A 25,376-nucleotide genomic window follows, 5' to 3' on the forward strand; every position below is an offset into this window, starting at 1 on the left:
AGATCACTATGTCGACAGTCGAAGAGACGCAACCTCTCTTTAGCCATTTGCTAGAGTTGCGAAACAGACTATTGCGTTCGCTGCTGAGTGTGCTGGTGGTATTTCTGGGTTTAGTTTGGTTCGCCAATGACATCTATGCGTTTTTGTCGGCCCCTCTGGTAGAAAAACTACCGGAAGGCGCCAGCATGATAGCAACAGATGTGGCGTCTCCCTTCTTTACCCCGATAAAACTAACCTTAGTCGCCTCGGTGTTTGTTGCTGTGCCTATGATTTTGTACCAAGTCTGGGGCTTTATTGCGCCTGGTTTGTACAAGCATGAGCGTAAGCTGATCATGCCATTATTGTTCTCAAGCTCACTGCTGTTTTATTCAGGTGTGGCGTTTGCGTACTTTGTGGTATTTCCTTTGGTGTTTGGTTTCTTTACCAGCATTGCGCCTGAAGGGGTGCAAGTGGCAACGGACATCGCCAGTTATCTCGACTTTATCCTCGCGCTATTTATGGCATTTGGGATCGCGTTTGAGGTGCCTGTTGCGATTATTTTGCTTTGTTGGACAGGAGCTACCGATCCAGAGAGTTTACGCCAAAAGCGCCCATACATAGTTGTTGGGGCGTTTGTCGTTGGTATGATGCTGACACCACCAGACATTATTTCGCAAACACTGCTTGCAGTGCCAATGTGTATTTTGTTTGAGGTCGGTTTATTCTTTGCTCGCTTTTACGTCCGTAAGGATGATGAAGCGGAAGAAGAGTGATAATTGCGACAATGAAAAAACCGGCTTGTAGGCCGGTTTTTTGTTTTTAAGGAATCAAAAAGCAATGATAGATATTGGGGTAAACCTGACCAATGCACGGTTTGATAAAGATCGTGATGCCGTTATCACACGTGCGCAAGAGGCTGGTGTAACCGGCTTGATATTAACGGGCACCAGTATTGAAGAAAGTCAGCAGGCATGGCAAATGGCCACCCAATGGCCGAACTATTGTTTCAGTACCGCTGGTGTCCATCCCCACGATGCCAAGTCGGTTGATGACTTAACCTTACCCGTAATTCGCGCGTTAGCGGCCAAACCCGAAGTGGTGGCGATTGGTGAGTGTGGGCTGGATTTCAACCGTGATTTTTCACCGCGTCCCCAACAAGAAGCGGTGTTTGAAGCGCAACTTGCGCTTGCGGCAGAATTGAACATGCCTGTTTTTATGCACTGTCGCGATGCCCATCAGCGCTTTATTGATATCCTGACCCCATGGCGCGATAAATTACCAGCTGCAGTACTGCATTGCTTTACGGGGAGCGAGCAAGAGCTTAAAGCATGCCTTGAACTAGACCTGCATATTGGTATTACTGGTTGGGTATGCGACGAGCGTCGTGGCACTGAATTGCGCGAAATTGTCCGCTATATCCCAGACAATCGCTTAATGATTGAAACCGATTGCCCTTATTTATTGCCGCGAGACTATCGCCCAAAACCGAAGTCGAGCCGTAATGAACCCAAATTCTTACCGCACATTGCCACTGTGATAGCCGAGTGTCGAGATCAGCAAGCCGCTGATGTAATGATAAATTCCCGTGCTACAACCCAAGCATTTTTTGCGATCGATCCATGCTAAATTTATCGACAGTGGTATTATCGAACTAGATTGCGAATCAACCTATACAAGGAGTAGGCCGTGTCTGTATCTATTCAGGGCGCGTTTCCAGCACGCCGTATGCGCAGAATGCGTAAACATGACTTTAGCCGTCGTTTGATGGCTGAAAACCAGATCTCTGTTAACGATCTGATTTACCCAATGTTTGTTCTTATGGGTAAAAATCGTCGTGAAACGGTAGAGTCGATGCCGGGTATTGAGCGTCTATCGATTGATCTGATGCTGCAAGAAGCAGAGTACTTAGCGAAATTAGGTGTTCCAGCGATTGCCTTATTCCCCGTTGTTTCTCAAGATTTTAAGAGTGTATGTGCGGGCGAAGCCTACAACCCAGAAGGTTTGGTCCAGCGCGCGGTACGTCTGCTAAAAGAGCATGTGCCAGAGATGGGCGTGATCACGGATGTGGCATTAGACCCCTTCACGATCCACGGCCAAGACGGCATCATTGATGAAGACGGTTATGTGATCAATGACGTCACTACGGAAATCTTGATCAAGCAAGCATTGTCACACGCTGAAGCCGGTGCCGATGTTGTTGCACCATCAGATATGATGGATGGTCGCATTGGTGCTATTCGTGAAGCGTTGGAAGAAGCGGGTTATATTCATACTCAAATCATGGCGTACTCTGCGAAATATGCATCGAACTACTATGGCCCATTCCGTGATGCCGTCGGTTCATCGGGCAATCTAAAAGGTGGTGATAAGAAAACCTACCAAATGGATCCAGCCAACAGCGATGAAGCCTTGCACGAAGTGGCAATGGACATCAATGAAGGCGCGGACATGGTGATGGTGAAGCCGGGGATGCCATACCTTGATGTGGTTCGCCGTGTGAAAACCGAACTGAAAGTACCGACGTATGCGTACCAAGTGTCGGGTGAATATGCGATGCACATGGCGGCGATCCAAAATGGCTGGCTGAAAGAGCGTGAAACGGTCATGGAATCGCTAGTGTGCTTTAAGCGCGCGGGTGCGGATGGCATCTTGACTTACTTTGCCAAGAATGTGGCAGAGTGGTTAGCAGAAGATGCAGCAGCTCGCCATGCTGATGCACAAGCTATTAGTGCAGAAGAGTAACTGCTTTAGCGGATAGCAACGGCCTAATAAGCTAAATTGAAATACTAACGAGCGCTAAGTGGTCTTATCGCTCGTTTTTTTATGGCTTGACGTTACGGCTGATCGGGTTTTGTAGCGAGATCAGGGTCTCGGTAGATTGCACTTCATCAATTGCTTGTAGCTTATCAATTAGCACATGCTGTAATTCTTCAATCGATTTACACATCAGCTTAACAAAGATGTTATAGGCCCCTGTGGTGTAATAGGCTTCCACGACCTCATCGAGATCGTTCAGTTTTGCTAATGCTGAATGGTAATCACGAGCCGCATTCAAATTAATACCAATAAAACAGCACACATCGTAACCCAGCAATTTGGGGTTCACGATCACTTCCGTTCCCGTAATAATGGCGGCCGCACGCATTTTTTCGACCCGCACGTGCACAGTGGCAGGGCTAACGTTGAAACGTTTTGCCATTTCTGCGTATGGTGTACGGGCATCTGTCATTAAGGCATCTAAAATATCGCGGTCGAGGTCATCGATCCGTGGTAACGGGGTCATTGTTATTTACCTTTCCTTGGTTTATACCGATGCGCGCATCTTTTATACTGGCATCGGTTGGGTGTGATTGAAAAGCATCCTCATGCATTCTGCGGTAATGCGCGGGCAAAGGCTATAGCTAAAATACTTAACAATGAATAAAAGGATCACTGCAAAAATTATGCGCTTTCTTCTCTTGTTACTGTTTTCAGCAACCTTTTCCTCCTCTGCGGCCCCGCCTAAAACCTTAGTGATTCATTCGTATCACCAAGGACTTCGTTGGACCGATTCATTGCAAGCGGGTTTAGATGTCGCGACTAATTCAAACGATATTCCATTTAGTATTAGCTATATGGATAGTAAGCGTTATCAGTCGCCAGGGTATTTAAATGAATTGCTTGATGTGTACCGCACTAAATTAACCAAAGAAAAATACGATGCCATTGTGGTGACCGACGATCATGCGCTCTGGTTAGTTAACCAATTGGGCGAGTATGTCGGTGATACGCCTGTTGTTTTTGGTGGCATTAATAACTACACCCAAGAGAAAAGTAACCGTCTTCAGCGCGTTGCAGGGGTGCTTGAGTTGTCTCGTGTGGTTGAGAATATTAAGCTGGCCAAAAGTTTACAGCCTAACCTGAAGCGCTTATATATCTTGGTCGATCGCACTTATACCGGGCAGGAGTTGTGGCACGATATTGAAGAATATCAGCGTAATACCCCTAACCTCGATGTTGAGTTGATCAAGTCGCCTAATTATAAATTTGATGACATGCTGGATTTTGTCAGCGCCTTACCGTCTGACTCTGCGATCATCTTGCTCGTGTATTTTAAAGATGGCGATGGTCAGTTTCGATCCAGCAGAAAGTTTGTTAAGCAGCTAACGGAGAGGGCATCAGCCCCCGTTTATGTGATGTATAACTTCATGCTGCAATATGGCGCGACGGGCGGGGTGGTAACCAGTGGTTACGACTTGGGTACCATGATGGGTAAATTGCTCAATAGTGTCTTAGAGGGGGATATCGTCCATTACCCCGTGCTGCAGGCGAGTCCGAGTCAGTTGATGCTCAACTACCCGATGTTAGAGAAGTGGGGGATTGATGTTGATAACGACCAGGCATTATTGCTAAATCAGCCGCAGACTTGGTTTGAACGCCATAAGAAAGAACTCAAAACGATGCTGTTCACCATCTTAGTGATGGGGCCTGTCATTATCTTGTTAGCTTTGATGATCCGTCGCCAACAGAAAAGTGAACGTCAGTTGCAGCAGAGTCAGGCATTGTTTGAAGGCGTGTTTGATCAGAGCTTTCAGTACATTGCTATTTTAGAATCGCACGGCAGTTTAGTGTCAGCAAATTTAGCGCTGCAGCATTTACTTGGTCGTAGCATGATTAAATACGATCGACCGTTATGGCGTTGGGGCTGCTGGGATCAAGAGGGAGCATTGCAACTCAGCCAAGCCTTTCTGTTGGCACAAACTGACCAAATGTCTCGTTTTACGGCTGAACTGCAGAGCAGTGATGGTGATCGCTTGATATTGGACATCACCATCAAGAGCATGCCGTCGAATGACACTGAGTCTGGTCAAATGTTGTTGGAAGCGCGTGATATTACTGCCCGTAGCCAAATGGAAGATAAACTGCGCGACCGTGAGGTGAGCTATAGCCTGCTGTATGAACAACAACCTGTTATTTTACTGACCATAGATAGCCAAGCGCGTATTCAATCGGTGAATCAGTTTGCTGCCGATCTGCTGGGTTACGATAAACGCCAGTTGTTAGGCCACAAAGTGACAGATTTTTACTGTGATGATAGTGCGGGTCCTCAGCAGTTTATGGCGTCAGCGGTGCAAGAAAGCGATCAAAAAGTATGGCGTCGTCAATTGCAGTATTGCTGTGCCAACGGCGGTACTGTGTGGATCCGTGAAACAATTCGCCCTGCGCAATCAAAAAAACAGCTACTGATTGTAGGGGAAGATATTACCTCTACTCATCAATTAGAAGCCAAGCTGGAATACCAGGCGCGTCATGATTACCTGACCGATTTATTTAACCGATCTTACTTTGAACAGCAACTTGAGCGTGTCTTACTCGAAGCGCGTGACAAAGGTGCGCACCATGCCATGTTCTACATTGATTTAGACCAGTTTAAAGTGATCAATGATACCGCAGGGCATGAAGCGGGGGATGAAGCGCTCAAGCAAGTGGCACTTATGCTACAAAGCATCACACCGAGTAAAGCGACCTTAGCGCGTTTAGGGGGCGATGAGTTTGCGGTGATTTTGCGTCATTGCGATGCCGCAGATGCGGTGGCCTTTGGCAAAGAAATTCTTTTGTTACTCGATGAGGCCGAATTTTATTGGCAGAACACCCGCTTCAGCTTTAGCTGTTCGATTGGGGTTCGGTTGATCGATGAAACCGCAGGCTCACCACAGCAAGTGCATGCCCAAGCCGACACAGCCTGTTATGCCGCTAAAGACGAAGGGCGTAATCGCCTCCACCTATATCACCCTGATGACGAAGAGCTAAAACGACGTGAACTTGAAATGGAATACGTTAACCACATTCGTGATGCTCTGATTGAAAAACGGCTGGATCTGCATGCGCAGCAAATATCGCCTTTAAACGGTAGCAGTGGTAAGCACCACTATGAAATTCTGGTGCGGATGCGTAATAAAGATGGTTCTATGGTGTCGCCTGGGTTATTTATTCCTGCTGCTGAACGCTACAACCTGGCGCATTTGATTGACCGTTATGTGGTGCAAGAAGCCATTGCGTGGTTACAAGCGAACCCCAAAGCGATTGAACAATTAGAAATGTGTGCGATTAACTTATCGGGACAATCGATGGGTAATCGTGATTTTGTGGAATTTTTGATAGGGCTGATCCGTGATTCTGGGATCCCGACCAACAAGCTGTGCTTAGAAATTACCGAAACCGCAGCGATAGGTAATATGAGTGAGGCGATTCAACTCTTTACCCAATTAAAATCGTTAGGTTGCTTAATCTCATTGGATGACTTTGGCTCTGGTTTATCATCGTTTGGCTATTTGAAGCGAATGCCGGTCGATATTATTAAAATTGATGGCATGTTTGTGCGTGACATTGCGGAAGATGAGATGGACTTCGCGATGGTAAAAGCCATCAATGAGCTGGCTAAGAAAATGGGTAAAAAAACGGTCGCTGAGTTTGTGGAAAGTGAAGCGATTTTGACGAAGCTACAAGATCTTGGGGTTGATTATGCGCAGGGCTATTTATTTGGTAAACCGCAGCCGCTGGCGAAACTGGTGGCAGAGTTGAGCCAAGACCAAGATGCAGTGGTATAATCCCGCCCCTTATTCTGATTAGCCGCATTTACCGGAGTATTTTGTGCAATTAGCTTTAATCTGTGAAGCCCCACAACGTCAGGGCGAGCTAGACCAATTAGCGCAACGCTGGGGCCTTAGCCATACTGATAGCAGCGAGTTTGCGTTGGTACTTACTGAAGAACGTCTTGAGCTGCGTAAGCTCGATGAACCTAAGCTGGGCGCTGTGTATGTTGACCTTGCGGGTGGCGCGGCTTCTCATCGACGTAAGTTTGGTGGCGGTCGTGGTCAAGCGATAGCGAAAGCCGTTGGCCTAAAAGGCGGTGTGATGCCTAAGGTACTCGATGGTACTGCTGGGTTAGGCCGTGACGCGTTTGTGCTGGCAAGCCTAGGCTGTAAAGTGCAGATGGTAGAGCGCCACCCTGTTGTGGCTGCATTGCTGGACGATGGACTCACACGCGCTAAACAAGATGCGGAAATTGGCGGTTGGGTCACTGAACGACTAAGCCTGCTGCATGCATCCAGTCAACAAGCCTTAATGGATTTAGCGGATAACGCCGATTTTGAAGCGCCCGATGTGGTGTATCTCGATCCTATGTATCCACATAAGAAGAAGTCGGCACTGGTCAAAAAAGAGATGCGGGTGTTTCAGTCGCTAGTGGGGGCGGATCTTGATGCCGATGGACTATTAGCGCCAGCGCTGGCATTAGCGACTAAGCGAGTTGTGGTTAAACGTCCCGATTATGCTGAGTTTTTAGATTTGGTGAAGCCTTCTACTGCGATTGAAACCAAAAAGAATCGATTTGATGTGTATGTAAAAGCGGCAATGAAATAAACCAACTGCGCATCATAAGACAAGAATAAGCCACGCGCAGACGTTGGTGTTGTTTACGGCGAGTCAGTCGCTTTTGCTTGGAGAGTAGTCAATGGCAAAATCATTATGTAAGTACCGTCGTGTCGAAATTGCGGATAAGATTGCCATTATTAGCAAGATTGTCAGTGAACCTAACTATATGTGTTCGAGCTGCGCGCGTGTTGCCAGCGATAAAGTGTATTTGTGTAAACCCAGCGCTTTAGTCTCTCAGACTCGTTTAGCCAAGGTTCAATCAGCCGCGAGTATGAGCACCACAGTGCCAGAAATGACGGTATTAACCGAGTCACAGCCGGAACAAGATTTGGGTAAGAAGGTGACTAAGCTGGCGAAGAAAAAAGCCAAGCGGTTAAAACAAGCTGCCAAAGCGGTAAAGCGTTATAACCGAGCCGTGAAGAAGGCACAGCAAAAAGAAGAGGGTGACGCATAGGCGTTAATCATACTTCAGCCATCAATCAACAATAAAAAAGCCTCCGATAATGGAGGCTTTTTTATGTCTGAATCATGCTTCTTTTACAAGCACAGCGGTCATCACACAAGTGATCACTGAAACAATGATGCCTGAAACAAGTAGCCACGCGAACATATCCATTTCGGTTATCCATTTGTAAGCAAAGTAGAACTACCATTGAATAACGTTTACAAAACGCTATCAATGGGATGGATATAAGATGAAATGACTATTAACAATTGGATACAATTATATGAATTAAGCAACATATACTATTGGTTTTTGGTATAAAAAAAGCACTCCGAAGAGTGCTTTATGTTATTTGCTAATAGTTTTAAATTTTAGCAGGAAGCGCTAATGTTAGCGCCTGACGAGAAACGGATGCCGCGCCTTGTTCGTCATTGAGTTTTTCGAGTACTTTGACGAGGTGCGCGTAATCTGTCACATCAGGACGAATAGCAATAGCTTGCTCAAAGTGGCTCTTTGCCTCTTCCCACTTTTCATCACGCATAAACAACTGTGCCAGCGCACTGTGCGTCACTGGGTTGTTGCTGTCGTAGCGTAATAAATCTTGCAGGCGAACAATCGCAGGGTGATTGTCGGGCAGATTTAGCTCAGCCACTAGACCAATTAAGGTGTCGTTGCTTTGCTTTTTCAATGAATCACGCAGTACAGTGTAGGCTTCGCTATCGGCTTTCTTGATGATCATCTGGCGGACGAAACAAGCGACTAACTCTGGGCGTTGTTTGTCTTTTCGGCTTAGACCGTTCCAGTGACCCATTAGGCCATCACTACCGCTATGCTGAGCTATGTGTTCCATCAAACCACATTCAGCTTTCTGAGCCAGTATTACAGCTTCTTCAGCCGTAATAACGTGTTGTTTCTCAAGCTGAGGTAATAGCGCCAGTAGTGGCTTCCAGTCTTCGAGGTGAATATAGCACTCTTTTAACAGGCCTAGCATGATCGGGTTGCGACCGTGGTTTTGTTTGATATCACACAGTGTTGCGAGTGCTTGCTCAAACTCTTTTTGGCGTAATTGCAGCTTGGCACGGGTCAGTGCAACCGCAAGATTTTGGCCATCAATATCCGATGCTAAACGCAGGTAATCATCACGCTGTTCAGTATCGCCTTGACCTTGTGCCGCTTCTGCTGCTGCTAAGTAGTTCAGCATCGGGGTGTCGCTATGCTTGGCGGCTTTAACCACGAGTTTTTCAGCTTGCTTCCAGTCACCTTCAATCACTTTCATCAAGCCATTGGCCGTGAGCGTACGTGCTTTACGCGCTTTACGACCCGCAAACCAACCCCGAGTTGAGCTGCTTAATGAGAATAGACGTTTGAGGATGTTTTCGATAAGAAAGAAGATTCCCAGCAATACCACCACACATAAAATAAGCGTAGTAACACTCATCTCAATGGTTTGGTTAGCTGCAGAGATCAGGACGTAACCTTGATTCCCCGCTAGCATCGGGCCCACTACGACACCAGCAATCAGCGCCGCTACCAGTAGTAACAGTTTGATCATGCTGGATTCTCCTCAGTGCTGATTGGTTTTACTTGATGGCGTAGACGCTCGCTGATCAAGTCGGTGATTAACGGCTGAGATTGCAGACGGGTTGGGTAGCTCGCTTCAATGCTTTCACCTGCTAGTTGATCCAAGGTTTTGATGAAGCTTTGCGTGGCGGGTGCATCTTGGTTGTAGAACTGCTGTGCCCAGTCTTTCGCCATGGTCAGTGATTTGCTGTAGAGCTCACCTTCTTCGCGGTACACCGCTTTAATCGCCGTTTCTAACTTCGACTTAATGTTTTCTTGTAAGTAGAAATCTTGCTTAGGCGAAAGCAAAGGGATCACGCTGCCATCTCGTTTACGGTAGGTAATGAAATGATCGCTGAAATTCTGTAGCGAGGTCATTAAATTGGTTTTCCAGTCGTCGACAGAGGTACTGACGGCTGCTTCTTCAACTGCTTCCGCTTCTGGCATGATAGCGTTAGCGAGAGGTAAGTGCGTAACTTGTTCTTGCAGGCTGGTTAAGCGAAGCACTAAACCATCACGGTCGATACGGGCGACAGATTTAAGCGCGGTAATATCGGTGTTCATCGCTTTACGTACCGGTGTCAGGCTTGGATCGTTCAATTCTGCGATACGGTTATCAGCCGACTCCAGTAATACCGTTGCGCTTACCACATCATGCTCAAGCCATAATTTACGACCCGCCATTTTCACTAGGTAATCTGCTTCAGCCAGTAGCCAGTCGTTTGGACGGCGGCCTTTCATTTCAGCTAAAGCCAATTGTAGGCCTTGGATCGATTGTTCTTGCTGGGAGATGGAGACTTCGGTGCCGTGTAAACTTTGCTCTACTTTACCTAAGGTTTCTTGTTGGCTCTCAGCCAGCGTCGCCTTCATGCTAGTCAGTTGCTGTTGTAGGGCGGCAACTTGCGCATTTTGGGTTTGGGTTTGTTGGTGGCCGTGGTAGTAAAGGCCTGCACCAAGGGCGATGACGAGGGCGATGGCAACCGCACCTGTTTTGCTGCCGCTTTTCTTCTCGGTGGTTACTGCTGGTTGTGGTGCGGGTTTATCAGCGGCAGGGGCTGATTGAGTTGTGCTGGTCGCCGCCTTTTTTTCAGCGTCTTTTTGTGCTGAGGTTTGTGGCTTACTGGCGTTAGCGCTCGCTTGTCCTTGCTTATTGGTTGGCTTAGCATTTGCTGCGCCATTTTCTGCAGGGGTGTCGTTATTGGTTTTTTTATCAGTCATCCGATTATCCCATCGTGCCTATCTTGCTTAGGAACGTGAAGAGCGCGTGATTGGCTGCGCTGCCCACGGTGGAAAAATGTGTAAAACCAAGCTGCTGAGCTTGGTCTGCAATCCGTTGGCTTGGTACATAAAGCTGGCGTTGATAAAACCAAGCCTGTTGGTTCTGCGGTATTGCGGTGCATAAATGCGAAAGCTGCTCACCGCTGGTTACAACTAACGCTGTTACATCGTGTGATTGCCACTGTTGACAAAGTTGCTCCCCATCTAAAGGTAGCAAGCATCGTTGGTAACATTCACAATAACTTACTTGTGCGCCACGTTCGCTAAGTGCTTGATGAATGAGCTCGCGCCCCCCGTTGCCGCGTAAAATTAAGATGCGGCGCTGGTTAACGTTGGCTAATTCAGGTAGTGCAAGTAAGCCTTCACTATCACACTGGTGCTGAGGTTGGTGTACCGCTTGCCCTGTTGCTTGGCGCAAGGCGGCCGCTGTTTTATGACCAACGGCTATATAATGCACGTTTTTTGGCCAGCTAGCACAGTGTGAAAGTAAGTAATTGTGAGCTAAATTCACTGCATGAACACTGACGGCAATCAGAAAATCATTTGGTTGCAGTAAATTTAGTTGCGAAATGAGGGTTGGCAGGTCATGACCTGCCTTAATCGTAAGAAGGGGGTGGGTAATGGCTTTGATACCCGCAGCATTCAGCTGCTGAGCGAGTTGCTCACCATCGGGCGATGGGCGGGTGATCAAAATGGTCATTACGCGTTGCCGTACAATTCATCAAGAATGGCTTTGGCACCGTCAGCCAGTAATTGGTCTGCCAGTTCAATACCGAGTTTTTCAGCATCAGCTGCTGCACCTGTGATTTCGCCGCTGACGATCTTGCTACCGTCGGGTTCACCAACCAGGGCGCGTAACCAGATTTGGTCGCCATCAAGTAATGAGTAGCTGCCGATTGGCACTTGGCAGCCACCTTGTAGGCGGTTGTTCATCGCACGCTCACACAAAACGCGGGTGGCGGTTTCTTGGTGATTCAGTGTTGCCAGTAAGCCGCGGACGCGCTCATCATCTAAACGACACTCAATCCCTACAGCACCTTGGCCGACAGCGGGTAGGCTGACTTCTGGCTCAATCGCGCAACGAATACGGTCTTCCATTTTTAAGCGGATAAGACCAGCACAGGCCAGAATAATGGCATCGTATTGGCCTTCATCTAATTTACGCAGGCGGGTATTCACATTGCCACGTAAATCTTTTACTACCAGATCAGGGCGATTAGCGCGTAATTGACATTGGCGACGCAAGCTTGATGTGCCCACGATCGCGCCTTCAGGCAGTTCATCAATGTTGTTATAGGTATTTGAGACAAAGGCATCACGTGGGTCTTCACGCTCACAAATCGTCACTAGACCTAAACCTTCAGGAAACTCAACCGGTACATCTTTCATTGAGTGGACCGCAATATCGGCGCGGTCTTCTAGCATCGCCACTTCCAGCTCTTTCACGAACAATCCTTTACCGCCCACTTTAGCTAGTGGGGTATCAAGGATAATGTCGCCTTTAGTGACCATAGGTACTAATTCTACCGTTAAGCCTGGGTGCGCTTGTTCCAGTTCGGCTTTTACAAATTCGGCTTGCCACATGGCGAGTGGACTCTTGCGGGTAGCAATGCGGATTGGTTTATCGGTCATAGAATAGGATCCATAATAAAGGCGTTATTTTCGCTAATCGTACCACTCCTGCCGCGTGATGGTAATGAACAACTAGTCAGGAATGCATCGAAGTTGTATTGTCTTGAAATGTGTCACGATTAATGTGATATTTCTCACATAACCCTCAAGATGCCAGGTTAACCCCCTTGGTGCGCTGGCGGAATTGCCTGAATGTACTAGCTTGAGGGATGAGGCAAAAGGATAACGCCGACCACCACCGCATCTGCTATTCATAAGTTGTCATAAATCGTCACTAACTTTACGGGTAATGCAAAAAGTGTTAGATTGATCACGTTTTTGCTCGTATGTAGAACCTTCTCTACACTATTAATGACAAGATTTGGGCCGCTTAATGCTGGCAGCTCTTGGAAGAGTAATTTGCACAACTATATTCAGACGCTAAAAAGTAGACTGGATGCACTTCATATACTTCGTAATGAACGTGCTCATGCCGCAATGACGGCAACCTCGCAACAGGTGTATCACTTGTTGCCTGTCTTACTGCATTATAATCACCCTGCCATCCCAGGTTACCTCGATCAAGAGGTACAGCATGGTGTTGTGTCGTTCTCGCTATCTGAGCCACAGCAACAGTTCGTTGATGACTGTGGGTTGGCTGTTGGCGCTGAACTTGCCTTTCCATCGAATGACCTTTCTTCACCTATCCTTGGCCTGTATGCGATGGGCAGTACCTCTTCGCTTGGACAAAGCCTGACCAGTGATTTGGATATTTGGGTCTGTATTCGCACCAATATGCCGAGTGATGAGCGTGAAGCGCTCGACAGCAAATGTTCATTGATTTCGGATTGGGCGATGGCACAGGGTGTTGAAGCCAACTTCTTCTTAATCGACGAAAACCGATTCCGCGACAACTTTTCTGAAGCCATGACAGGGGAAAACTGTGGTTCAAGTCAGCACTTGTTGCTACTGGACGAGTTTTACCGTTCTGCCGTGCTGATGGCTGGCCAACCATTATTGTGGTTTATGGTGCCGCCAGAAATGGAAGAGTGTTACGACGAATATGTCGACTACTTAGTTTCTGCAGGTCATATTCGTCGTGAAGAGTGGATTGATTTTGGCGGGCTTACCCGCATTCCAGCAGAAGAATACTTTGGCTCAAGTTTATGGCAGCTGTATAAGAGCATCGATTCGCCGTATAAGTCGGTGCTGAAAGCGATTTTGCTTGAAGCCTATTCTTGGGAATATCCCCATACCCAGTTATTGAGCGTTGATGCCAAGCGTCGCTTCTTTGCCGAAGAGCGCTTTGAATACTGCATGGATGCCTATTACTTGATGCTGGAAAAAGTGACGCGTTATCTTGAGCGGATCGACGATCATCGCCGTTTGGATTTAGTGCGTCGTTGTTTCTATCTTAAAACCCACGAGAAACTGACCCGTGAACCTTCTTCGGGCTCCGTGGCGTGGCGTCGTCGGGTGTTACAAGAGCTAACGACGGAGTGGCAATGGTCACACGAAGTGCTAAGCGAGCTGGATAATCGCCGTGATTGGAAAGTCGGGCAGGTTAAGCGTGCACATAACGAGCTGCTTGATGCCTTGATGCTGAGCTACCGTAACCTGATCCGTTTTGCGCGCCGTAACGATATTACGTCGGCAATCAGCCCAGAAGATATTAGTATCTTAGCGCGTAAACTGTATGCGGCCTTTGAGGTGCTACCGGGTAAAGTGACTCTGCTCAATCCGCAGATTTCACCGGATTTACACGAATCAGATCTGACCTTTATTCAAGTACCTGCGGGGCGTACCAATGCCGCGGGGTGGTATTTGTATAAGCAGCCGCTCGACCCGTACGCAATTTTGGGGCAGCCATCGTTAGAGCATAACCGCTACCTCAGCAAGCTGGTGGCATGGTCCTACTTTAATGGTCTGTTAACGGAATCAACCTGTTTGCACAATGTGGTGCGTGATACCGATTTGGATATCGATAAGCTGTACCAATTGGTCAGTGATATTCGTAATACTTTCCCCATTCGTCGTCCACAGCCAAGCTTACAAGCGTTATCGAGCCCGTGTGAGATCCGTCAGTTAGGGTTATTTATTAACCTTGAAAATGACCCAACGACCGAACTCAAGAATCGCTCTATTCGGTTTGATTTCAAAAATACCGACATTTTCAGCTATGGTCCTGAGCAGCAATGTTTAGTGGGTAGCGTGGATTTGGTATACCGCAACTCGTGGAACGAAGTGCGTACTCTCAATTTCAGCGGTGAAAATGCGATGCTTGATGCGCTGAAAACCGTATTGGGCAAAATGCACCAAGATGCAATTCCACCAGAATCGGTGGATGTGTTCTGCTATAGCAAACACATGCGTGGTTTGATCCGTAATTTAGTGTATCAACTGGTGGCTGAGTGTATCGAAATGCGCTTGAAGCCGGTTGAACAAGAAAAACGCCGTCGTTTTAAAGCGATCCGTATTGGTGACCAAACCCACGGCCTGTTCTTTGAGCGCCGCGGTGTATCGGTACAAAAACTGGAAAACTCGGTTGATTTCTATAGCTGTATTTCCAGCAACAAATTGATCGGCTCACCACAATTGGTGATGGGTAAGACGGACGAACCGCATCCGCCAGAAATTGTTGATTCGTACGCGAGTGAAGGTTTAATCCAATTCTTCTTTGAAGATTGCGATCAAGGCTTCAATATTTATATTTTGGATGAAACTAACCGAATTGAAGTGTATCGCCAATGCAGCGGTGATAAAGATGAGATGGTGCACGGGGTAAACCGTTTTTATACCTCGGCCCAAGATCGTTTTAGCTACAGTGCGAACTTCATCAATTTCAACTTACCGCAGTTTTACGACATCGTTCGTTCGGAGTCGGGTGATTGCCAAGTGATCCCGTTCAAGAGTGGTCAGCAAGTTCAGCGTCGACCAAGTTCTGATAATTCAGCCGCAGCGGTGATGTCGTTTTCATCGCGCTAATTATCTTACGCAGCTTAAATGCGAGATAAATAAAAAAGCCTTCCCGTTCATTACGTTGGAAGGCTTTTTTGTGTTGTAACAAAGAAAGTAAGCGGTGTTTACCACTCCACAGGTTCACCTGCATGCAGCGTACATTCACGCTTAACTAGGGCAAAAAACTCTTCACCACTACGGGTACAACGCCATTCTGTACCATCAAATTTGAAATGGTAGCCACCCGATTTAGACGCCAGCCACAATTCGTGAAGGGGTTCTTGACGATTAATGACGATTTGGCTGCGGTTTTCAAACTCCAACGTCAGGACATTGCCTGTTGTTTCTGGCTCGATATCAGCACCCGATTCATCGATGCCATCTTCAAGTGCTTGTAGGGCTAGATCAGCCAAGTTGTGAAATTCAGTATCATTCATCCCATTACGTCCTATTGCTTTTCCTATTCTTGGTGCGATTATAGAGGGCATTGAAACGATAATCACTGGCTTTAAAAATGCGTAAAGGTTTATTAGCAATTTTAGTACTGGGTGTGTTGGCGATCTCGGGTTGTGGCCAGAGTGGTGCGTTGTACATGCCACAAGACGCTGATCAGCAGCAACAACAACAGTAGCAATACCGAACAGGGAAGAAAGACATTGGATTACTTTAATTACCAGCAAGATGGCCAGCTATGGGCCGAAGAAGTGGCACTGACCGAGCTTGCCGAGCAACATGGCACGCCACTGTATGTATATTCTCGCGCCACGTTAGAGCGCCATTGGAAAGCGTTTGATCATGCCGTTGCCGATCAGCCACATTTGATTTGCTATGCGGTTAAAGCCAATTCGAATATTGGGGTACTGAATGTATTAGCGCGTTTGGGCTCGGGGTTCGATATTGTCTCGCAGGGTGAATTAGAGCGTGTGATCGTCGCAGGTGGCGATCCAGCCAAGATTGTTTTTTCTGGGGTTGGTAAAACTTACAGCGAGATGAAACGTGCGTTAGAATTAGGGATAAAGTGTTTCAATGTCGAATCTGAGCCTGAACTCGAGCGCCTCAATAACGTGGCCGCTGAGTTAGGCGTGGTTGCGCCGATTTCATTACGTATTAACCCCGATGTGGATGCGAAAACGCACCCATATATCTCAACGGGCTTACGTGATAATAAATTTGGTATTGCCTTTGATCGTGCGCCAGCGGTCTACCGCCTAGCGCATAGCTTACCGAATTTAGAAGTCATCGGCATGGATTGCCATATCGGCTCTCAGCTGACGGATATTGGCCCGTTTATTGATGCGACCGATCGTTTGTTGGCGCTGGTGGATGAACTGAAAGCAGAAGGCATTCACATTGTTCACCTTGATGTCGGTGGTGGTCTGGGTGTGACCTACAATGAAGAACAGCCACCTTTGCCGTCGGAATATGCGACGGCACTACTTGAGCGATTAGAAAATCACCCCGAGCTGGAACTTATTTTTGAGCCGGGCCGCGCTATTGCTGCCAATGCGGGCATTTTACTGACGCGAGTTGAGTATCTCAAACATACCGAATACAAAAATTTCGCGATTGTGGATGCCGCGATGAATGATTTAATTCGCCCAACCCTGTATCAAGCATGGCAGGATATTGTGGCGGTCGTACCGCGTGACGGTGAAACCACTGAGTATGATTTTGTTGGCCCTATCTGTGAAACGGGCGACTATTTGGGTAAAGAACGCCTGCTTTGTTTAGCCGAAGGTGATTTACTCGCGGTTCGTTCGGCGGGTGCCTATGGCTTTGTGATGTCATCGAATTACAATACCCGTGCGCGGGCGGCTGAAATTATGGTTGATGGTGACACCACCTATGTTGTTCGTCAGCGTGAACAACTTGAGCAACTTTGGCAGTCTGAATCGCTATTGCCGTAATGATCACGATATTGAACACACAGGCACCTCTATGGGTATAACGATAAAAAAGGAACAACATGCAGATTAATTTCTCCAAAATGCATGGGTTGGGTAATGACTTCATGGTGGTCGACTGTGTCACACAAAACGTGTTCTTCTCACCCGATGCGATCCGCCGTTTAGCGGATCGCCATCGTGGGGTGGGCTTCGATCAGTTGTTGGTGGTTGAGCCGCCGTATGATCCTGAAACTGACTTTCATTACCGAATATTCAATGCGGATGGCAGTGAGGTGGAGCAGTGTGGCAATGGGGCACGTTGTTTTGCCCGTTTTGTGTGGATGAAAGGGTTAACCAATAAGTACCTCATCTCCGTTAGTACCAAAGCGGGAAAAATGTTGCTGAAGCTTGAGAATGACAATCAAGTGACGGTCAATATGGGTGAGCCTAATTTTGAGCCGAGCAAAATTCCTTTTCGTGCGAAACAAGCTGAAAAAACCTATTTACTGCGCGCAGGTGAAAGTACGTTATTTTGTGGTGCGGTGAGTATGGGTAACCCGCATTGTGTCACTGTGGTGGATGATGTTGATACCGCCGATGTTGAAACCTTAGGCCCACTGGTCGAATCCCATGAACGTTTCCCTGAGCGAGTGAACGCAGGTTTTATGCAAGTTCTGAGTGCGGGTGAGATAAAATTACGCGTGTACGAGCGTGGTGCGGGTGAAACCCAGGCTTGTGGCAGTGGCGCCTGTGCGGCCGTTGCGATTGGTCAGCATCAAGGTTTGCTCGACGAAAAAGTGAAAGTAGTGTTACCAGGTGGTGACTTGTACATCAGCTGGGCTGGTGAAGGGAAACCCCTCTATATGACTGGGCCTGTGGCGCATGTTTATGATGGACAAATTGTATTATGACCGATGTATCGCAACTGGAAGCACTGACCGAAGTGGTGTCAGAAACCCCGTTGAATGACAAATTACACGATGAAGCCGTGGCTGAGTATTTACTGAGTCACCCTGATTTTTTCTTACGCCAGCCTGATTTGCTGGCGTATTTGCACATACCACAAAGTGAACGTGGCGTAGTGTCTTTGGTTGAAATTCAACTTGAGCGTTTGCGTCATCGGGTGAATGAGCTGGAAGGTAACATTGCTCGCTTAGTCGATATTGCTGCCAAGAACAGTGATTTACATGCGTTGTTTTCGCAAGCACAAGTGAAGTTGTTTCAAACCCATAATATTTATCAAGCCTTGCTCGTGCTGGATGAATTAACCACAGAATTGAATCTTGAATACAGTCTGCGCTTATTCGATAGCATGGACGAACAACTATTTTTAGATCGCCGCGATTTTGAATCTTTCCGTGTCTCTCACATGTCTCGCCGTTCGGTGTATTTAGGTCGCTTGCGTAAAAAAGAAAGTGAAATGCTGTTTGAACAACCGCCTCAGCTTGGCTCCTTTGTCGTACTACCATTAGGACTTGAACGTCCGATTGGAGTATTGAGTTTCTCAAGTGCTGATGGCGGCCATTTCCAACCGAATATGGATACCTTGTTTGTTGAACAGTTGGCATTGATTATTTCGCGTTTAATTAGCCACTGGGAATACAGCCGTGAGGTGATTGAGTGAGTGGCTTGCCCGCGAGCTTAGAAAAGTCGCTTAATCGTTTTTACGAGTATATTCGTAGTGAACGTGAACTGAGTTTACACACCCAGCACAACTATAAACGTCAGTTAACCACTATGGCTGAGCAGTTGGTGGCGTTAGGCGTGACGGATTGGCAGCAAGTGGATGCGGGTTGGGTACGTCAGTTGGCCAGTAAAGGTATGCGTGATGGCCTTAAAGCCAGCAGTTTGTCGATGCGTTTATCTGCCTTACGTAGCTTTTTTGATTATTTAGTGCAGATTAAAGTCTTGGCTGCTAACCCAGCCAGAGGGGTGTCAGCACCGCGTAAAGCGCGGCCGTTACCTAAGAACCTTGATGTCGATGAAATGGATCAGCTGCTGAATGTGAACGAGGATGACCCATTATCGATTCGTGATCGTGCGTTGATGGAATTGATGTATGGTGCGGGGTTACGCTTGGCTGAAATTGTCGGTGTGAATGTCCGTGATATTAGCTTGAGCAAAGGCGATCTACGCGTTATCGGTAAAGGGGATAAAGAGCGGGTTGTTCCATTTGCAGGATTGGCTCGTGAATGGGTGGCTAAATGGCTCAAAGTCCGAGGGCAATTAGCGGCTAATGGTGAGCCAGCATTGTTTGTTTCTAAGCTAGGCACTCGTATTTCAACCCGTAATGTCCAAAAACGGATGGCTGAGTGGGGCCAAAAACAATCGGTGTCTAGCCATATTAGCCCACATAAATTACGCCATAGTTTTGCCACCCATATGTTGGAATCGAGTGGTGATTTACGTGCGGTACAAGAGTTACTGGGCCACGCGAACCTTTCAACCACTCAGATCTATACCCATCTTGATTTTCAACATCTTGCGAAGGTGTATGATGAATCCCATCCGCGTGCGAAACGCGGCAATAAATAATGTGTTGAGCGAGTAATGCAGTTTTACCGACCTTTAAAGCCAATCAAAGCCTTAACCTTTGATTTAGACGATACGCTTTATGACAATCGTCCTGTTATCCGTCGTGCCGAGCAGGCGATGTATGACTGGTTGCATCTGGTGCATCCTGTGTCACGTATGCTGACGGTGGCTGACTGGATGGCATTAAAGCAGCAATTGGCAAAAGTTGACCCTTGGTTACGCCATGATGTAACCCTTTGGCGGTTTGAATTACTCAAAATTGGTTTAATGCAGCTCGGCTATTCGCTTAATCAAGCTACGCAAGCGGCAAACGACGGGGTCGCGACAGTGCTAGCGGTGCGAAATCAGGTCGATGTGCCACCCGAAACGCATCGTGTACTTGCCTTGTTAGCCCAGCGGGTGCCGTTAGTGGCGATCACCAATGGCAATGTGGATGCAGAAAAAATTGGTCTGAGTGGCTATTTTAGTCACCTGTTACAAGCAGGGCGCGATGGGGCGGCGAAGCCAGCGCCTGATATGTTTGCTCGAGCCGCTCAACTTATTGGCGTGCCATGTGAGAATATTCTCCATGTTGGTGATCACTTACATACCGATGTCAGTGGCGCCTTGCTCAATGGTTATCAAGCGTGCTGGTTTAACGACCTTGATCGTTGCTTGCACAGCGAACCGCGCGCCCGTCGGCTGCCCGATATTGAGATATCATCGTTGGCGGCATTATTGGATGTGGTCGCTGAATAGCGGATCAGCGAGTGAACAGAAACAATCAGGCGACGTTATTTATGTCGCCTTTTTATTGGGTTTTTGTTGGCTCTTGTATTGGTCTTTCTTATCTTGTTCTTTTGCATCTCGCCTTGAAAGACTTTATTGCAGTGCGCTGTGTTTTTTGGGGACACTGCTGATCAGTTTATCAACCGAGAATAACCCCGCTCCCCAAAAAACGTTCACTAGCATCATCATGCCCCATAGCTGGTGGTCGAAAAACCCTTTCTCCCACAGTAAGGGATAGGACATCACGGCAATGGCGTTAAACATGAATAAAATCAATGCCATTGGGCGGGTAAACAGCCCCAGTATTAAAAATACCGGTAAAATTAGCTCTGCCGCCGTCCCCATATAGGCGGCTAACTGCCACGGAAGCAGGGGGACTTGGTATTCAAATTCAAATAAATACAAGGTGCTGTCCCAGCTGGAATATTTCACCATCCCTGATTTAAAAAAGACCCACGCGACCCACAGGCGCGTAAAGAGCAGTAGAAAAGGCACCAGAGGATCGGTGATCCGCTGAGCCACGCCATCGATGTGTTTCATAAAATTCAGCATGCACTATTCTCCCTGTGGCAACCCTTGAATATCTGAAAATACCTGGTGTTGGAGCAATTCCCCCAATATCGCCATCATGGCCTCGTTGGCATCGCCCAATGGACGCTGTTGCTGGCTAAGCTGCACTAAAGCGGTTGCAGCGGGTGTGGTCGTGAGTACCGATAACTGTTCGGAGTGGTGTTGAATGATCACAGATTCAGCTTGGTTAAGGTCGATCTCTTCAACTTTGTCGTGGTGAATCATCTGCCAGATACTGCCAACGGGATAGTTGGCATCCAGTAAGTAGGTATGCTCAGGGACAACGAGCTGAGCATGAGCAATATTGTCTTCAGTGAGAACCTGCAATTTCTCAAACGGAAAGTCCGTAGCCTGACATGGGTGCTGACTGGCGGTATCGATCAGCCATTCCAGTTGGATTAATTCGACCAGATAGGGCACCGCTTCTAACAAACTGGGATGAGTACATATTGTATTACCGAAACATGCACCGTATGGCGTGACATCCCCCTGTTTAAGGGGGTAGTTGAGCACGTGTTGGCGAGCTAATTGGGTAAAACATTCCTCACCAATTACCGCTTGGGTGCAAGGGTAAGTCGCTTCGAGCACTTCGCACAGACTCACGATAAAATTGTTGCGATATACCTGAATAAGTTGGTCGGCGGGAAAGCGACCGACCTGAATATGTTTGCTAACCTCACTGGGTTGATAGTGCAGTGCGGTCGAAAATGCTTGCTGCAATTGGTGCAGTGCAGGTGCTGAATCAGGGCAGGGTGATTGGTCCATAGTGCGCCTCCTGCGTGATAATGGTGGTTGCTTTATGGGCCTCGGCCAACAAAACGTCTAACTCAGGGATATCAAGATCCCACTCAATTAAGGTGGGGACAGCGCCATGCTGGCGGATCCACAGCTGATAGAGTAACCAAACAGGCTTACTGACTGGGCGGCTATGGGTATCAATCCATATTTCACCTTGGTCATACTTTTTGACGGTAAAGCCTGCGAGGTGAATTTCTTTGACGGCATTAGGGTTGAGCGCCTTGATGTATTGCTGGCAATCAAAGCCATGATTGAAGCTGCTGACGTAAATATTATTGAAATCGAGCAGTAAGCCACAGCCAGTACGCTGCTGTACTTCATGCAGAAATTCCCATTCAGGGATAACCGAATGATTAAAGCTGAGATAGCTAGAAGGGTTTTCAACCAAGAACTCTCGGCCCAAATAATCTTGAACCTGCTCAACCTTATGGCAGAAATTCACTAATGCCTCTTCGGTGTAGGGCAGTGGCAGTAAATCATTAAAAAACTGGCCGTCGACCGAACTCCAGCTTAAGTGATCCGACACCGCGATGGGGTTCACTTCATCCACTAGGTGTTTGAGTTGTTTAAGGTGCTGTGTATCCAACGGATCGGCTGAACCGAGTGATAATCCAATGCCATGACAGCTTATTGGGTAGTGGTTTGCTATCTCTCGAAGTTGTTCACGCGCCGTGGAATGAGGATTGAAGTAATTTTCACTATGGATTTCAAGCCAACCGATATCTGGCCGCTGGTCGAGTATGGGTAAGATGTGGGGGGAGCGTAAGCCCACCCCAACCATCTGTTGCTGTGTCAGTTTGCCCAATTATTTTGCCTCTGTAGAGCCACCAGACAGACGGTCACATAAGCCTTTTGGTACCATGATGAAGGCATCTGTTTGGCCATCGACTTTTGATGTACCTGCGCATGAGCTGGTTTTGGTCGCACAGTCATTTTTACCCGCTTTAGCAACACCGTAGCATTTTTCTTTTGCGCCATCAGCGGCAACAGCTGACGTTGAAGCCATAGTACCTGCAAGTGCAATAAGACCAGTAACAGCAGTGGCTAGGGCGATATTTGTCTTCTTCATGGTAATTCCTCTTTATACGCTGACTGTTGCTTGATGTAGCAACGTTTCCTTTTGGTTTCTAATGGCGCTTTTTGCGCTCTCGGAACATAAGAAAGGGGTAGCGAGAAAATAATTTCACCTTTTTTACAATTAATTTACCTAGGTGTAACTTTCTGCTAGTTCCAAGCATAGAACAAAAAGTAGTCAGCAAGAGGTTGAATCACTGATAACTTCTCAGAGTATTCTCAAATGGAGCTGTTATAATCGACACCATTGTATAAATAACCAGTAGATGACGATGGACGTATCACTCCTGTTAGATGGTCTTAATGACAAACAACGCGAAGCGGTGGCAGCACCGTTAGGTAACCACTTGGTACTGGCTGGCGCGGGCAGTGGTAAAACACGGGTGCTGGTTCATCGTATTGCTTGGTTAATGTCGATTGAGCAAGCGTCACCGTATTCGATTATGTCGGTGACTTTTACCAATAAAGCGGCGGCAGAAATGCGAGGCCGTATTAACGAGCTAATGCATGGCTCATCGGCAGGCATGTGGAACGGCACTTTCCATGGTCTATGTCACCGCATGCTTCGTGCACATTACCTTGAAGCGCGTTTGCCTGAAGACTTTAATATCCTCGATTCTGATGATCAGATGCGGTTAATGCGCCGTCTGATCAAACTGCATAACCTTGATGAAAAACAATGGCCTGCTCGTCAAGCCGTGTGGTACATCAATGGTAAAAAAGACGAAGGGCTGCGCCCGAAACATATCGATACTTTCAACGATCCGGTTGAACAAACTTGGCTGCGCTTATACACCGCGTATCAAGAAGCCTGTGATCGTGCAGGTTTGGTCGATTTTGCCGAATTATTGCTGCGGGCCTTTGAGTTGATCCGCGATAACAAACATATTCGCGAGCATTACCAAGCGCGCTTTAAGCATATTTTGGTCGACGAATTTCAAGATACCAACAACATTCAATTTGCCTGGTTACGCTTAATGGCGGGGCCAGATTGTAATGTGATGATCGTGGGTGATGATGACCAATCTATCTACGGTTGGCGTGGCGCCAAAGTGGAGAATATTCAACGTTTCTTGAGTGACTTCAAAGGCGCATCATCGATTTTCCTTGAGCAAAATTACCGCTCGACGGGCAATATTCTTAAAGCAGCCAATGAACTGATCGCCAATAACAACGAGCGCATGGGCAAGAGCCTATGGACCGATGGTGCTGAAGGCGATTTGATCTCGATTTACTCGGCATTTAACGAGCTTGATGAAGCCCGTTTTGCGGTCGGTAAAATCAAAGAATGGCGTGAACAAGGCGGCGTGCTGAAAGACACGGCCTTCTTGTACCGCAGCAATGCCCAATCGCGCGTGTTGGAAGAAGCCTTAATTCAAGCGGGCATGCCTTACCGTATTTATGGTGGGATGCGTTTCTTCGAACGCCAAGAAATTAAAGATGCATTGTCTTACTTGCGCTTAATGAGCAATCGTAACGATGATGCGTCGTTTGAGCGCGTGGTGAATACCCCAACCCGTGGCATTGGCGATCGTACCTTAGAAACCATTCGTTTAGCAGCGCGAGATCGCGGTATGACGATGTGGCAAGCGAGTATCTCCTTGCTTGAAGAGCAAGTGCTCGCTGGCCGTGCGGCGAATGCGCTACGTCGCTTCATCGAATTAGTGAACGCGTTAGAAGACGATACTGCGGATTTGCCTATGTACCAGCAAACCGATGAAGTGATCCGCAATTCTGGCTTACGTGCGATGTACGAGCAAGAGAAGGGCGAAAAAGCCCAAGCGCGGATTGAAAACTTGGAAGAGTTGGTGACTGCCACTCGTCAGTTTGAAGTACCTGAAGAAGCCGAAGAGATGAGCCCGCTATCGGCGTTCTTGTCGCATGCGGCATTGGAAGCCGGTGAAGGCCAAGCCGATGAGTTTGATGATGCGGTGCAGCTGATGACAATGCACAGCGCCAAAGGCTTGGAGTTCCCTGTGGTCTTTATGGTTGGCGTGGAAGAGGGCATGTTCCCAAGTTCTCGCACCACCGAAGAGGTGGGTCGGTTAGAAGAAGAGCGTCGCTTGTGTTACGTGGGCATGACTCGCGCCATGAAAAAGCTCTACATCACCCATGCTGAAATGCGCCGCTTATACGGTAAAGATAATTACCACAAGCCATCACGTTTTATTCGGGAAATCCCAGAGCAGCACGTTGAAGAAGTGCGTATGAAGGCGCAAGTGTCGCGTCCAGCGACTGGTGGGCGCTTTAGCCAAACCACGGTGAACGATAACTTTAACCAAACTGGATTTAGTTTAGGCCAGCGTGTGCAGCATCCGAAATTTGGTGAAGGGACGATTATCAATTTTGAAGGCAGTGGTGCACAAAGCCGCGTGCAAGTGGCCTTTAACGGTGAAGGCATTAAGTGGTTGGTGACCCAATACGCCAAGCTTGATCCTATGTAATCACCGCGTATTTGGTGAATAATACACAGCCCGCGATATGAAAATATCGCGGGCTTT

24 protein-coding genes are annotated in these 25,376 nt (G+C 47.5%); 14 read left to right on the forward strand and 10 right to left on the reverse strand.

Annotated elements, in window-relative coordinates; genetic code table 11:
- The first annotated feature begins 8 nt into the window (after positions 1-8).
- The 3 genes from tatC to hemB all read left to right on the forward strand — a co-directional run bounded on the left by tatC (position 9) and on the right by hemB (position 2,721).
- Positions 9-752: a Sec-independent protein translocase subunit TatC gene (gene tatC / locus L4C35_RS19155; RefSeq protein WP_428464400.1), complete on the forward strand. Its 744-nt coding sequence runs from the start codon at positions 9-11 to the stop codon at positions 750-752.
- 64 nt (positions 753-816) lie between these two features.
- Positions 817-1,605 carry a 3'-5' ssDNA/RNA exonuclease TatD gene (gene tatD, locus L4C35_RS19160; protein ID WP_428464401.1) on the forward strand — a complete coding sequence of 263 codons (789 nt, stop codon included), beginning with the start codon at positions 817-819 and terminating at the stop codon, positions 1,603-1,605.
- Positions 1,606-1,665: 60 nt separating this feature from the next.
- On the forward strand, positions 1,666-2,721 hold the full coding sequence (gene hemB, locus L4C35_RS19165; RefSeq protein WP_428464402.1) for a porphobilinogen synthase: 1,056 nt from the start codon (positions 1,666-1,668) through the stop codon (positions 2,719-2,721).
- 79 nt (positions 2,722-2,800) lie between these two features.
- Here hemB and asnC read toward each other — a convergent pair whose 3' ends face one another.
- A complete protein-coding gene (gene asnC, locus L4C35_RS19170; RefSeq protein WP_428464403.1) occupies positions 2,801-3,262 on the reverse strand; it encodes a transcriptional regulator AsnC in 462 nt (153 codons plus the stop codon).
- 160 nt (positions 3,263-3,422) lie between these two features.
- Between asnC and L4C35_RS19175 the strand changes: the two genes are divergently transcribed.
- From L4C35_RS19175 to L4C35_RS19185, 3 genes are all read left to right on the forward strand, one after another.
- Positions 3,423-6,566 carry an ABC transporter substrate binding protein gene (locus L4C35_RS19175; protein WP_428464404.1) on the forward strand — a complete coding sequence of 1,048 codons (3,144 nt, stop codon included), beginning with the start codon at positions 3,423-3,425 and terminating at the stop codon, positions 6,564-6,566.
- A gap of 43 nt (positions 6,567-6,609) precedes the next feature.
- Positions 6,610-7,380, forward strand: coding sequence for a class I SAM-dependent methyltransferase (locus L4C35_RS19180; protein ID WP_428464405.1), 771 nt, complete (start codon positions 6,610-6,612; stop codon positions 7,378-7,380).
- Positions 7,381-7,471: 91 nt separating this feature from the next.
- The gene (locus L4C35_RS19185; protein ID WP_428464406.1) at positions 7,472-7,846 is read left to right on the forward strand and encodes a hypothetical protein; all 375 of its coding nucleotides are present in this window, start codon (positions 7,472-7,474) and stop codon (positions 7,844-7,846) included.
- A gap of 355 nt (positions 7,847-8,201) precedes the next feature.
- Here the strand turns inward: L4C35_RS19185 and L4C35_RS19190 are convergent, their stop codons facing one another.
- The 4 genes from L4C35_RS19190 to hemC are packed head-to-tail and all read right to left on the reverse strand — an operon-like array spanning position 8,202 to position 12,307.
- Positions 8,202-9,389: a heme biosynthesis protein HemY gene (locus L4C35_RS19190; RefSeq protein WP_428464407.1), complete on the reverse strand. Its 1,188-nt coding sequence runs from the start codon at positions 9,387-9,389 to the stop codon at positions 8,202-8,204.
- Complete coding sequence (hemX, locus tag L4C35_RS19195; protein ID WP_428464408.1) at positions 9,386-10,615, reverse strand: uroporphyrinogen-III C-methyltransferase; 1,230 nt, start codon at positions 10,613-10,615, stop codon at positions 9,386-9,388. Before hemX ends, L4C35_RS19190 begins: the two co-directional genes overlap by 4 nt.
- A gap of 4 nt (positions 10,616-10,619) precedes the next feature.
- Positions 10,620-11,375, reverse strand: a complete 756-nt coding sequence (locus L4C35_RS19200; protein ID WP_428464409.1) for a uroporphyrinogen-III synthase — start codon at positions 11,373-11,375, stop codon at positions 10,620-10,622.
- Positions 11,375-12,307, reverse strand: coding sequence for a hydroxymethylbilane synthase (hemC, locus tag L4C35_RS19205; RefSeq protein WP_428464410.1), 933 nt, complete (start codon positions 12,305-12,307; stop codon positions 11,375-11,377). Before hemC ends, L4C35_RS19200 begins: the two co-directional genes overlap by 1 nt.
- A gap of 399 nt (positions 12,308-12,706) precedes the next feature.
- Between hemC and L4C35_RS19210 the strand changes: the two genes are divergently transcribed.
- A complete protein-coding gene (locus L4C35_RS19210; RefSeq protein ID WP_428464411.1) occupies positions 12,707-15,271 on the forward strand; it encodes a class I adenylate cyclase in 2,565 nt (854 codons plus the stop codon).
- A 98-nt stretch (positions 15,272-15,369) separates the two neighbouring features.
- Here the strand turns inward: L4C35_RS19210 and cyaY are convergent, their stop codons facing one another.
- The gene (gene cyaY, locus L4C35_RS19215) at positions 15,370-15,681 is read right to left on the reverse strand and encodes an iron donor protein CyaY (protein WP_428464412.1); all 312 of its coding nucleotides are present in this window, start codon (positions 15,679-15,681) and stop codon (positions 15,370-15,372) included.
- A gap of 77 nt (positions 15,682-15,758) precedes the next feature.
- Here cyaY and lptM point away from each other — a divergent pair, with 77 nt between their 5' ends.
- The 6 genes from lptM to yigB are packed head-to-tail and all read left to right on the forward strand — an operon-like array spanning position 15,759 to position 20,403.
- Complete coding sequence (gene lptM / locus L4C35_RS19220; RefSeq protein WP_084711848.1) at positions 15,759-15,875, forward strand: LPS translocon maturation chaperone LptM; 117 nt, start codon at positions 15,759-15,761, stop codon at positions 15,873-15,875.
- A 25-nt stretch (positions 15,876-15,900) separates the two neighbouring features.
- Entirely contained in the window at positions 15,901-17,151 is a 1,251-nt protein-coding gene (gene lysA / locus L4C35_RS19225; RefSeq protein WP_428464413.1) for a diaminopimelate decarboxylase, read from the forward strand.
- Positions 17,152-17,210: 59 nt separating this feature from the next.
- Positions 17,211-18,041 (forward strand): diaminopimelate epimerase, encoded by an 831-nt coding sequence (gene dapF / locus L4C35_RS19230; protein ID WP_428464414.1) that lies wholly within the window; start codon positions 17,211-17,213, stop codon positions 18,039-18,041.
- The gene (locus L4C35_RS19235; protein WP_428464415.1) at positions 18,038-18,754 is read left to right on the forward strand and encodes a DUF484 family protein; all 717 of its coding nucleotides are present in this window, start codon (positions 18,038-18,040) and stop codon (positions 18,752-18,754) included. The genes dapF and L4C35_RS19235 overlap by 4 nt, the downstream gene beginning before the upstream one ends.
- Positions 18,751-19,665 (forward strand): tyrosine recombinase XerC, encoded by a 915-nt coding sequence (xerC, locus tag L4C35_RS19240; protein WP_428464416.1) that lies wholly within the window; start codon positions 18,751-18,753, stop codon positions 19,663-19,665. Before L4C35_RS19235 ends, xerC begins: the two co-directional genes overlap by 4 nt.
- Positions 19,666-19,680: 15 nt before the next feature.
- On the forward strand, positions 19,681-20,403 hold the full coding sequence (gene yigB, locus L4C35_RS19245) for a 5-amino-6-(5-phospho-D-ribitylamino)uracil phosphatase YigB (RefSeq protein ID WP_428464417.1): 723 nt from the start codon (positions 19,681-19,683) through the stop codon (positions 20,401-20,403).
- Between the two features lie 123 nt (positions 20,404-20,526).
- Here yigB and L4C35_RS19250 read toward each other — a convergent pair whose 3' ends face one another.
- From L4C35_RS19250 to L4C35_RS19265, 4 genes are read right to left on the reverse strand one after another with little or no spacing between them, the layout of a single operon-like run.
- A complete protein-coding gene (locus L4C35_RS19250; protein WP_428464418.1) occupies positions 20,527-20,985 on the reverse strand; it encodes a DoxX family protein in 459 nt (152 codons plus the stop codon).
- 3 nt (positions 20,986-20,988) lie between these two features.
- A complete protein-coding gene (locus L4C35_RS19255) occupies positions 20,989-21,768 on the reverse strand; it encodes an HvfC/BufC N-terminal domain-containing protein (protein WP_428464419.1) in 780 nt (259 codons plus the stop codon).
- Positions 21,746-22,582: an MNIO family bufferin maturase gene (gene bufB / locus L4C35_RS19260; protein ID WP_428464472.1), complete on the reverse strand. Its 837-nt coding sequence runs from the start codon at positions 22,580-22,582 to the stop codon at positions 21,746-21,748. Before bufB ends, L4C35_RS19255 begins: the two co-directional genes overlap by 23 nt.
- A gap of 24 nt (positions 22,583-22,606) precedes the next feature.
- Entirely contained in the window at positions 22,607-22,870 is a 264-nt protein-coding gene (locus tag L4C35_RS19265) for a BufA1 family periplasmic bufferin-type metallophore (RefSeq protein ID WP_428464420.1), read from the reverse strand.
- Positions 22,871-23,147: 277 nt separating this feature from the next.
- On the opposite strand from L4C35_RS19265, the gene uvrD reads away from it, so the two are divergent.
- Complete coding sequence (gene uvrD, locus L4C35_RS19270) at positions 23,148-25,319, forward strand: DNA helicase II (protein WP_428464421.1); 2,172 nt, start codon at positions 23,148-23,150, stop codon at positions 25,317-25,319.
- Positions 25,320-25,376: the final 57 nt, after the last annotated feature.

This window comes from Photobacterium kagoshimensis (assembly GCF_050337045.1).
In the GTDB taxonomy this organism is placed as follows: domain Bacteria; phylum Pseudomonadota; class Gammaproteobacteria; order Enterobacterales; family Vibrionaceae; genus Photobacterium; species Photobacterium kagoshimensis.

What these genes read in the sequence shown, in the direction of transcription:
- tatD (WP_428464401.1), top strand. Translation starts at nt 817, where the DNA reads ATGATAGATATTGGGGTAAACCTGACCAATGCACGGTTTGATAAAGAT.
- L4C35_RS19200 (WP_428464409.1), bottom strand. Translation starts at nt 11,375, where the DNA reads ATGACCATTTTGATCACCCGCCCATCGCCCGATGGTGAGCAACTCGCT.
- hemX (WP_428464408.1), bottom strand. Translation starts at nt 10,615, where the DNA reads ATGACTGATAAAAAAACCAATAACGACACCCCTGCAGAAAATGGCGCA.
- L4C35_RS19250 (WP_428464418.1), bottom strand. Translation starts at nt 20,985, where the DNA reads ATGCTGAATTTTATGAAACACATCGATGGCGTGGCTCAGCGGATCACC.
- tatC (WP_428464400.1), top strand. Translation starts at nt 9, where the DNA reads ATGTCGACAGTCGAAGAGACGCAACCTCTCTTTAGCCATTTGCTAGAG.
- cyaY (WP_428464412.1), bottom strand. Translation starts at nt 15,681, where the DNA reads ATGAATGATACTGAATTTCACAACTTGGCTGATCTAGCCCTACAAGCA.
- asnC (WP_428464403.1), bottom strand. Translation starts at nt 3,262, where the DNA reads ATGACCCCGTTACCACGGATCGATGACCTCGACCGCGATATTTTAGAT.
- L4C35_RS19185 (WP_428464406.1), top strand. Translation starts at nt 7,472, where the DNA reads ATGGCAAAATCATTATGTAAGTACCGTCGTGTCGAAATTGCGGATAAG.
- L4C35_RS19265 (WP_428464420.1), bottom strand. Translation starts at nt 22,870, where the DNA reads ATGAAGAAGACAAATATCGCCCTAGCCACTGCTGTTACTGGTCTTATT.
- dapF (WP_428464414.1), top strand. Translation starts at nt 17,211, where the DNA reads ATGCAGATTAATTTCTCCAAAATGCATGGGTTGGGTAATGACTTCATG.
- bufB (WP_428464472.1), bottom strand. Translation starts at nt 22,582, where the DNA reads ATGGTTGGGGTGGGCTTACGCTCCCCCCACATCTTACCCATACTCGAC.
- uvrD (WP_428464421.1), top strand. Translation starts at nt 23,148, where the DNA reads ATGGACGTATCACTCCTGTTAGATGGTCTTAATGACAAACAACGCGAA.
- L4C35_RS19255 (WP_428464419.1), bottom strand. Translation starts at nt 21,768, where the DNA reads ATGGACCAATCACCCTGCCCTGATTCAGCACCTGCACTGCACCAATTG.
- yigB (WP_428464417.1), top strand. Translation starts at nt 19,681, where the DNA reads ATGCAGTTTTACCGACCTTTAAAGCCAATCAAAGCCTTAACCTTTGAT.
- L4C35_RS19190 (WP_428464407.1), bottom strand. Translation starts at nt 9,389, where the DNA reads ATGATCAAACTGTTACTACTGGTAGCGGCGCTGATTGCTGGTGTCGTA.
- hemC (WP_428464410.1), bottom strand. Translation starts at nt 12,307, where the DNA reads ATGACCGATAAACCAATCCGCATTGCTACCCGCAAGAGTCCACTCGCC.
- L4C35_RS19235 (WP_428464415.1), top strand. Translation starts at nt 18,038, where the DNA reads ATGACCGATGTATCGCAACTGGAAGCACTGACCGAAGTGGTGTCAGAA.
- lptM (WP_084711848.1), top strand. Translation starts at nt 15,759, where the DNA reads ATGCGTAAAGGTTTATTAGCAATTTTAGTACTGGGTGTGTTGGCGATC.
- L4C35_RS19175 (WP_428464404.1), top strand. Translation starts at nt 3,423, where the DNA reads ATGCGCTTTCTTCTCTTGTTACTGTTTTCAGCAACCTTTTCCTCCTCT.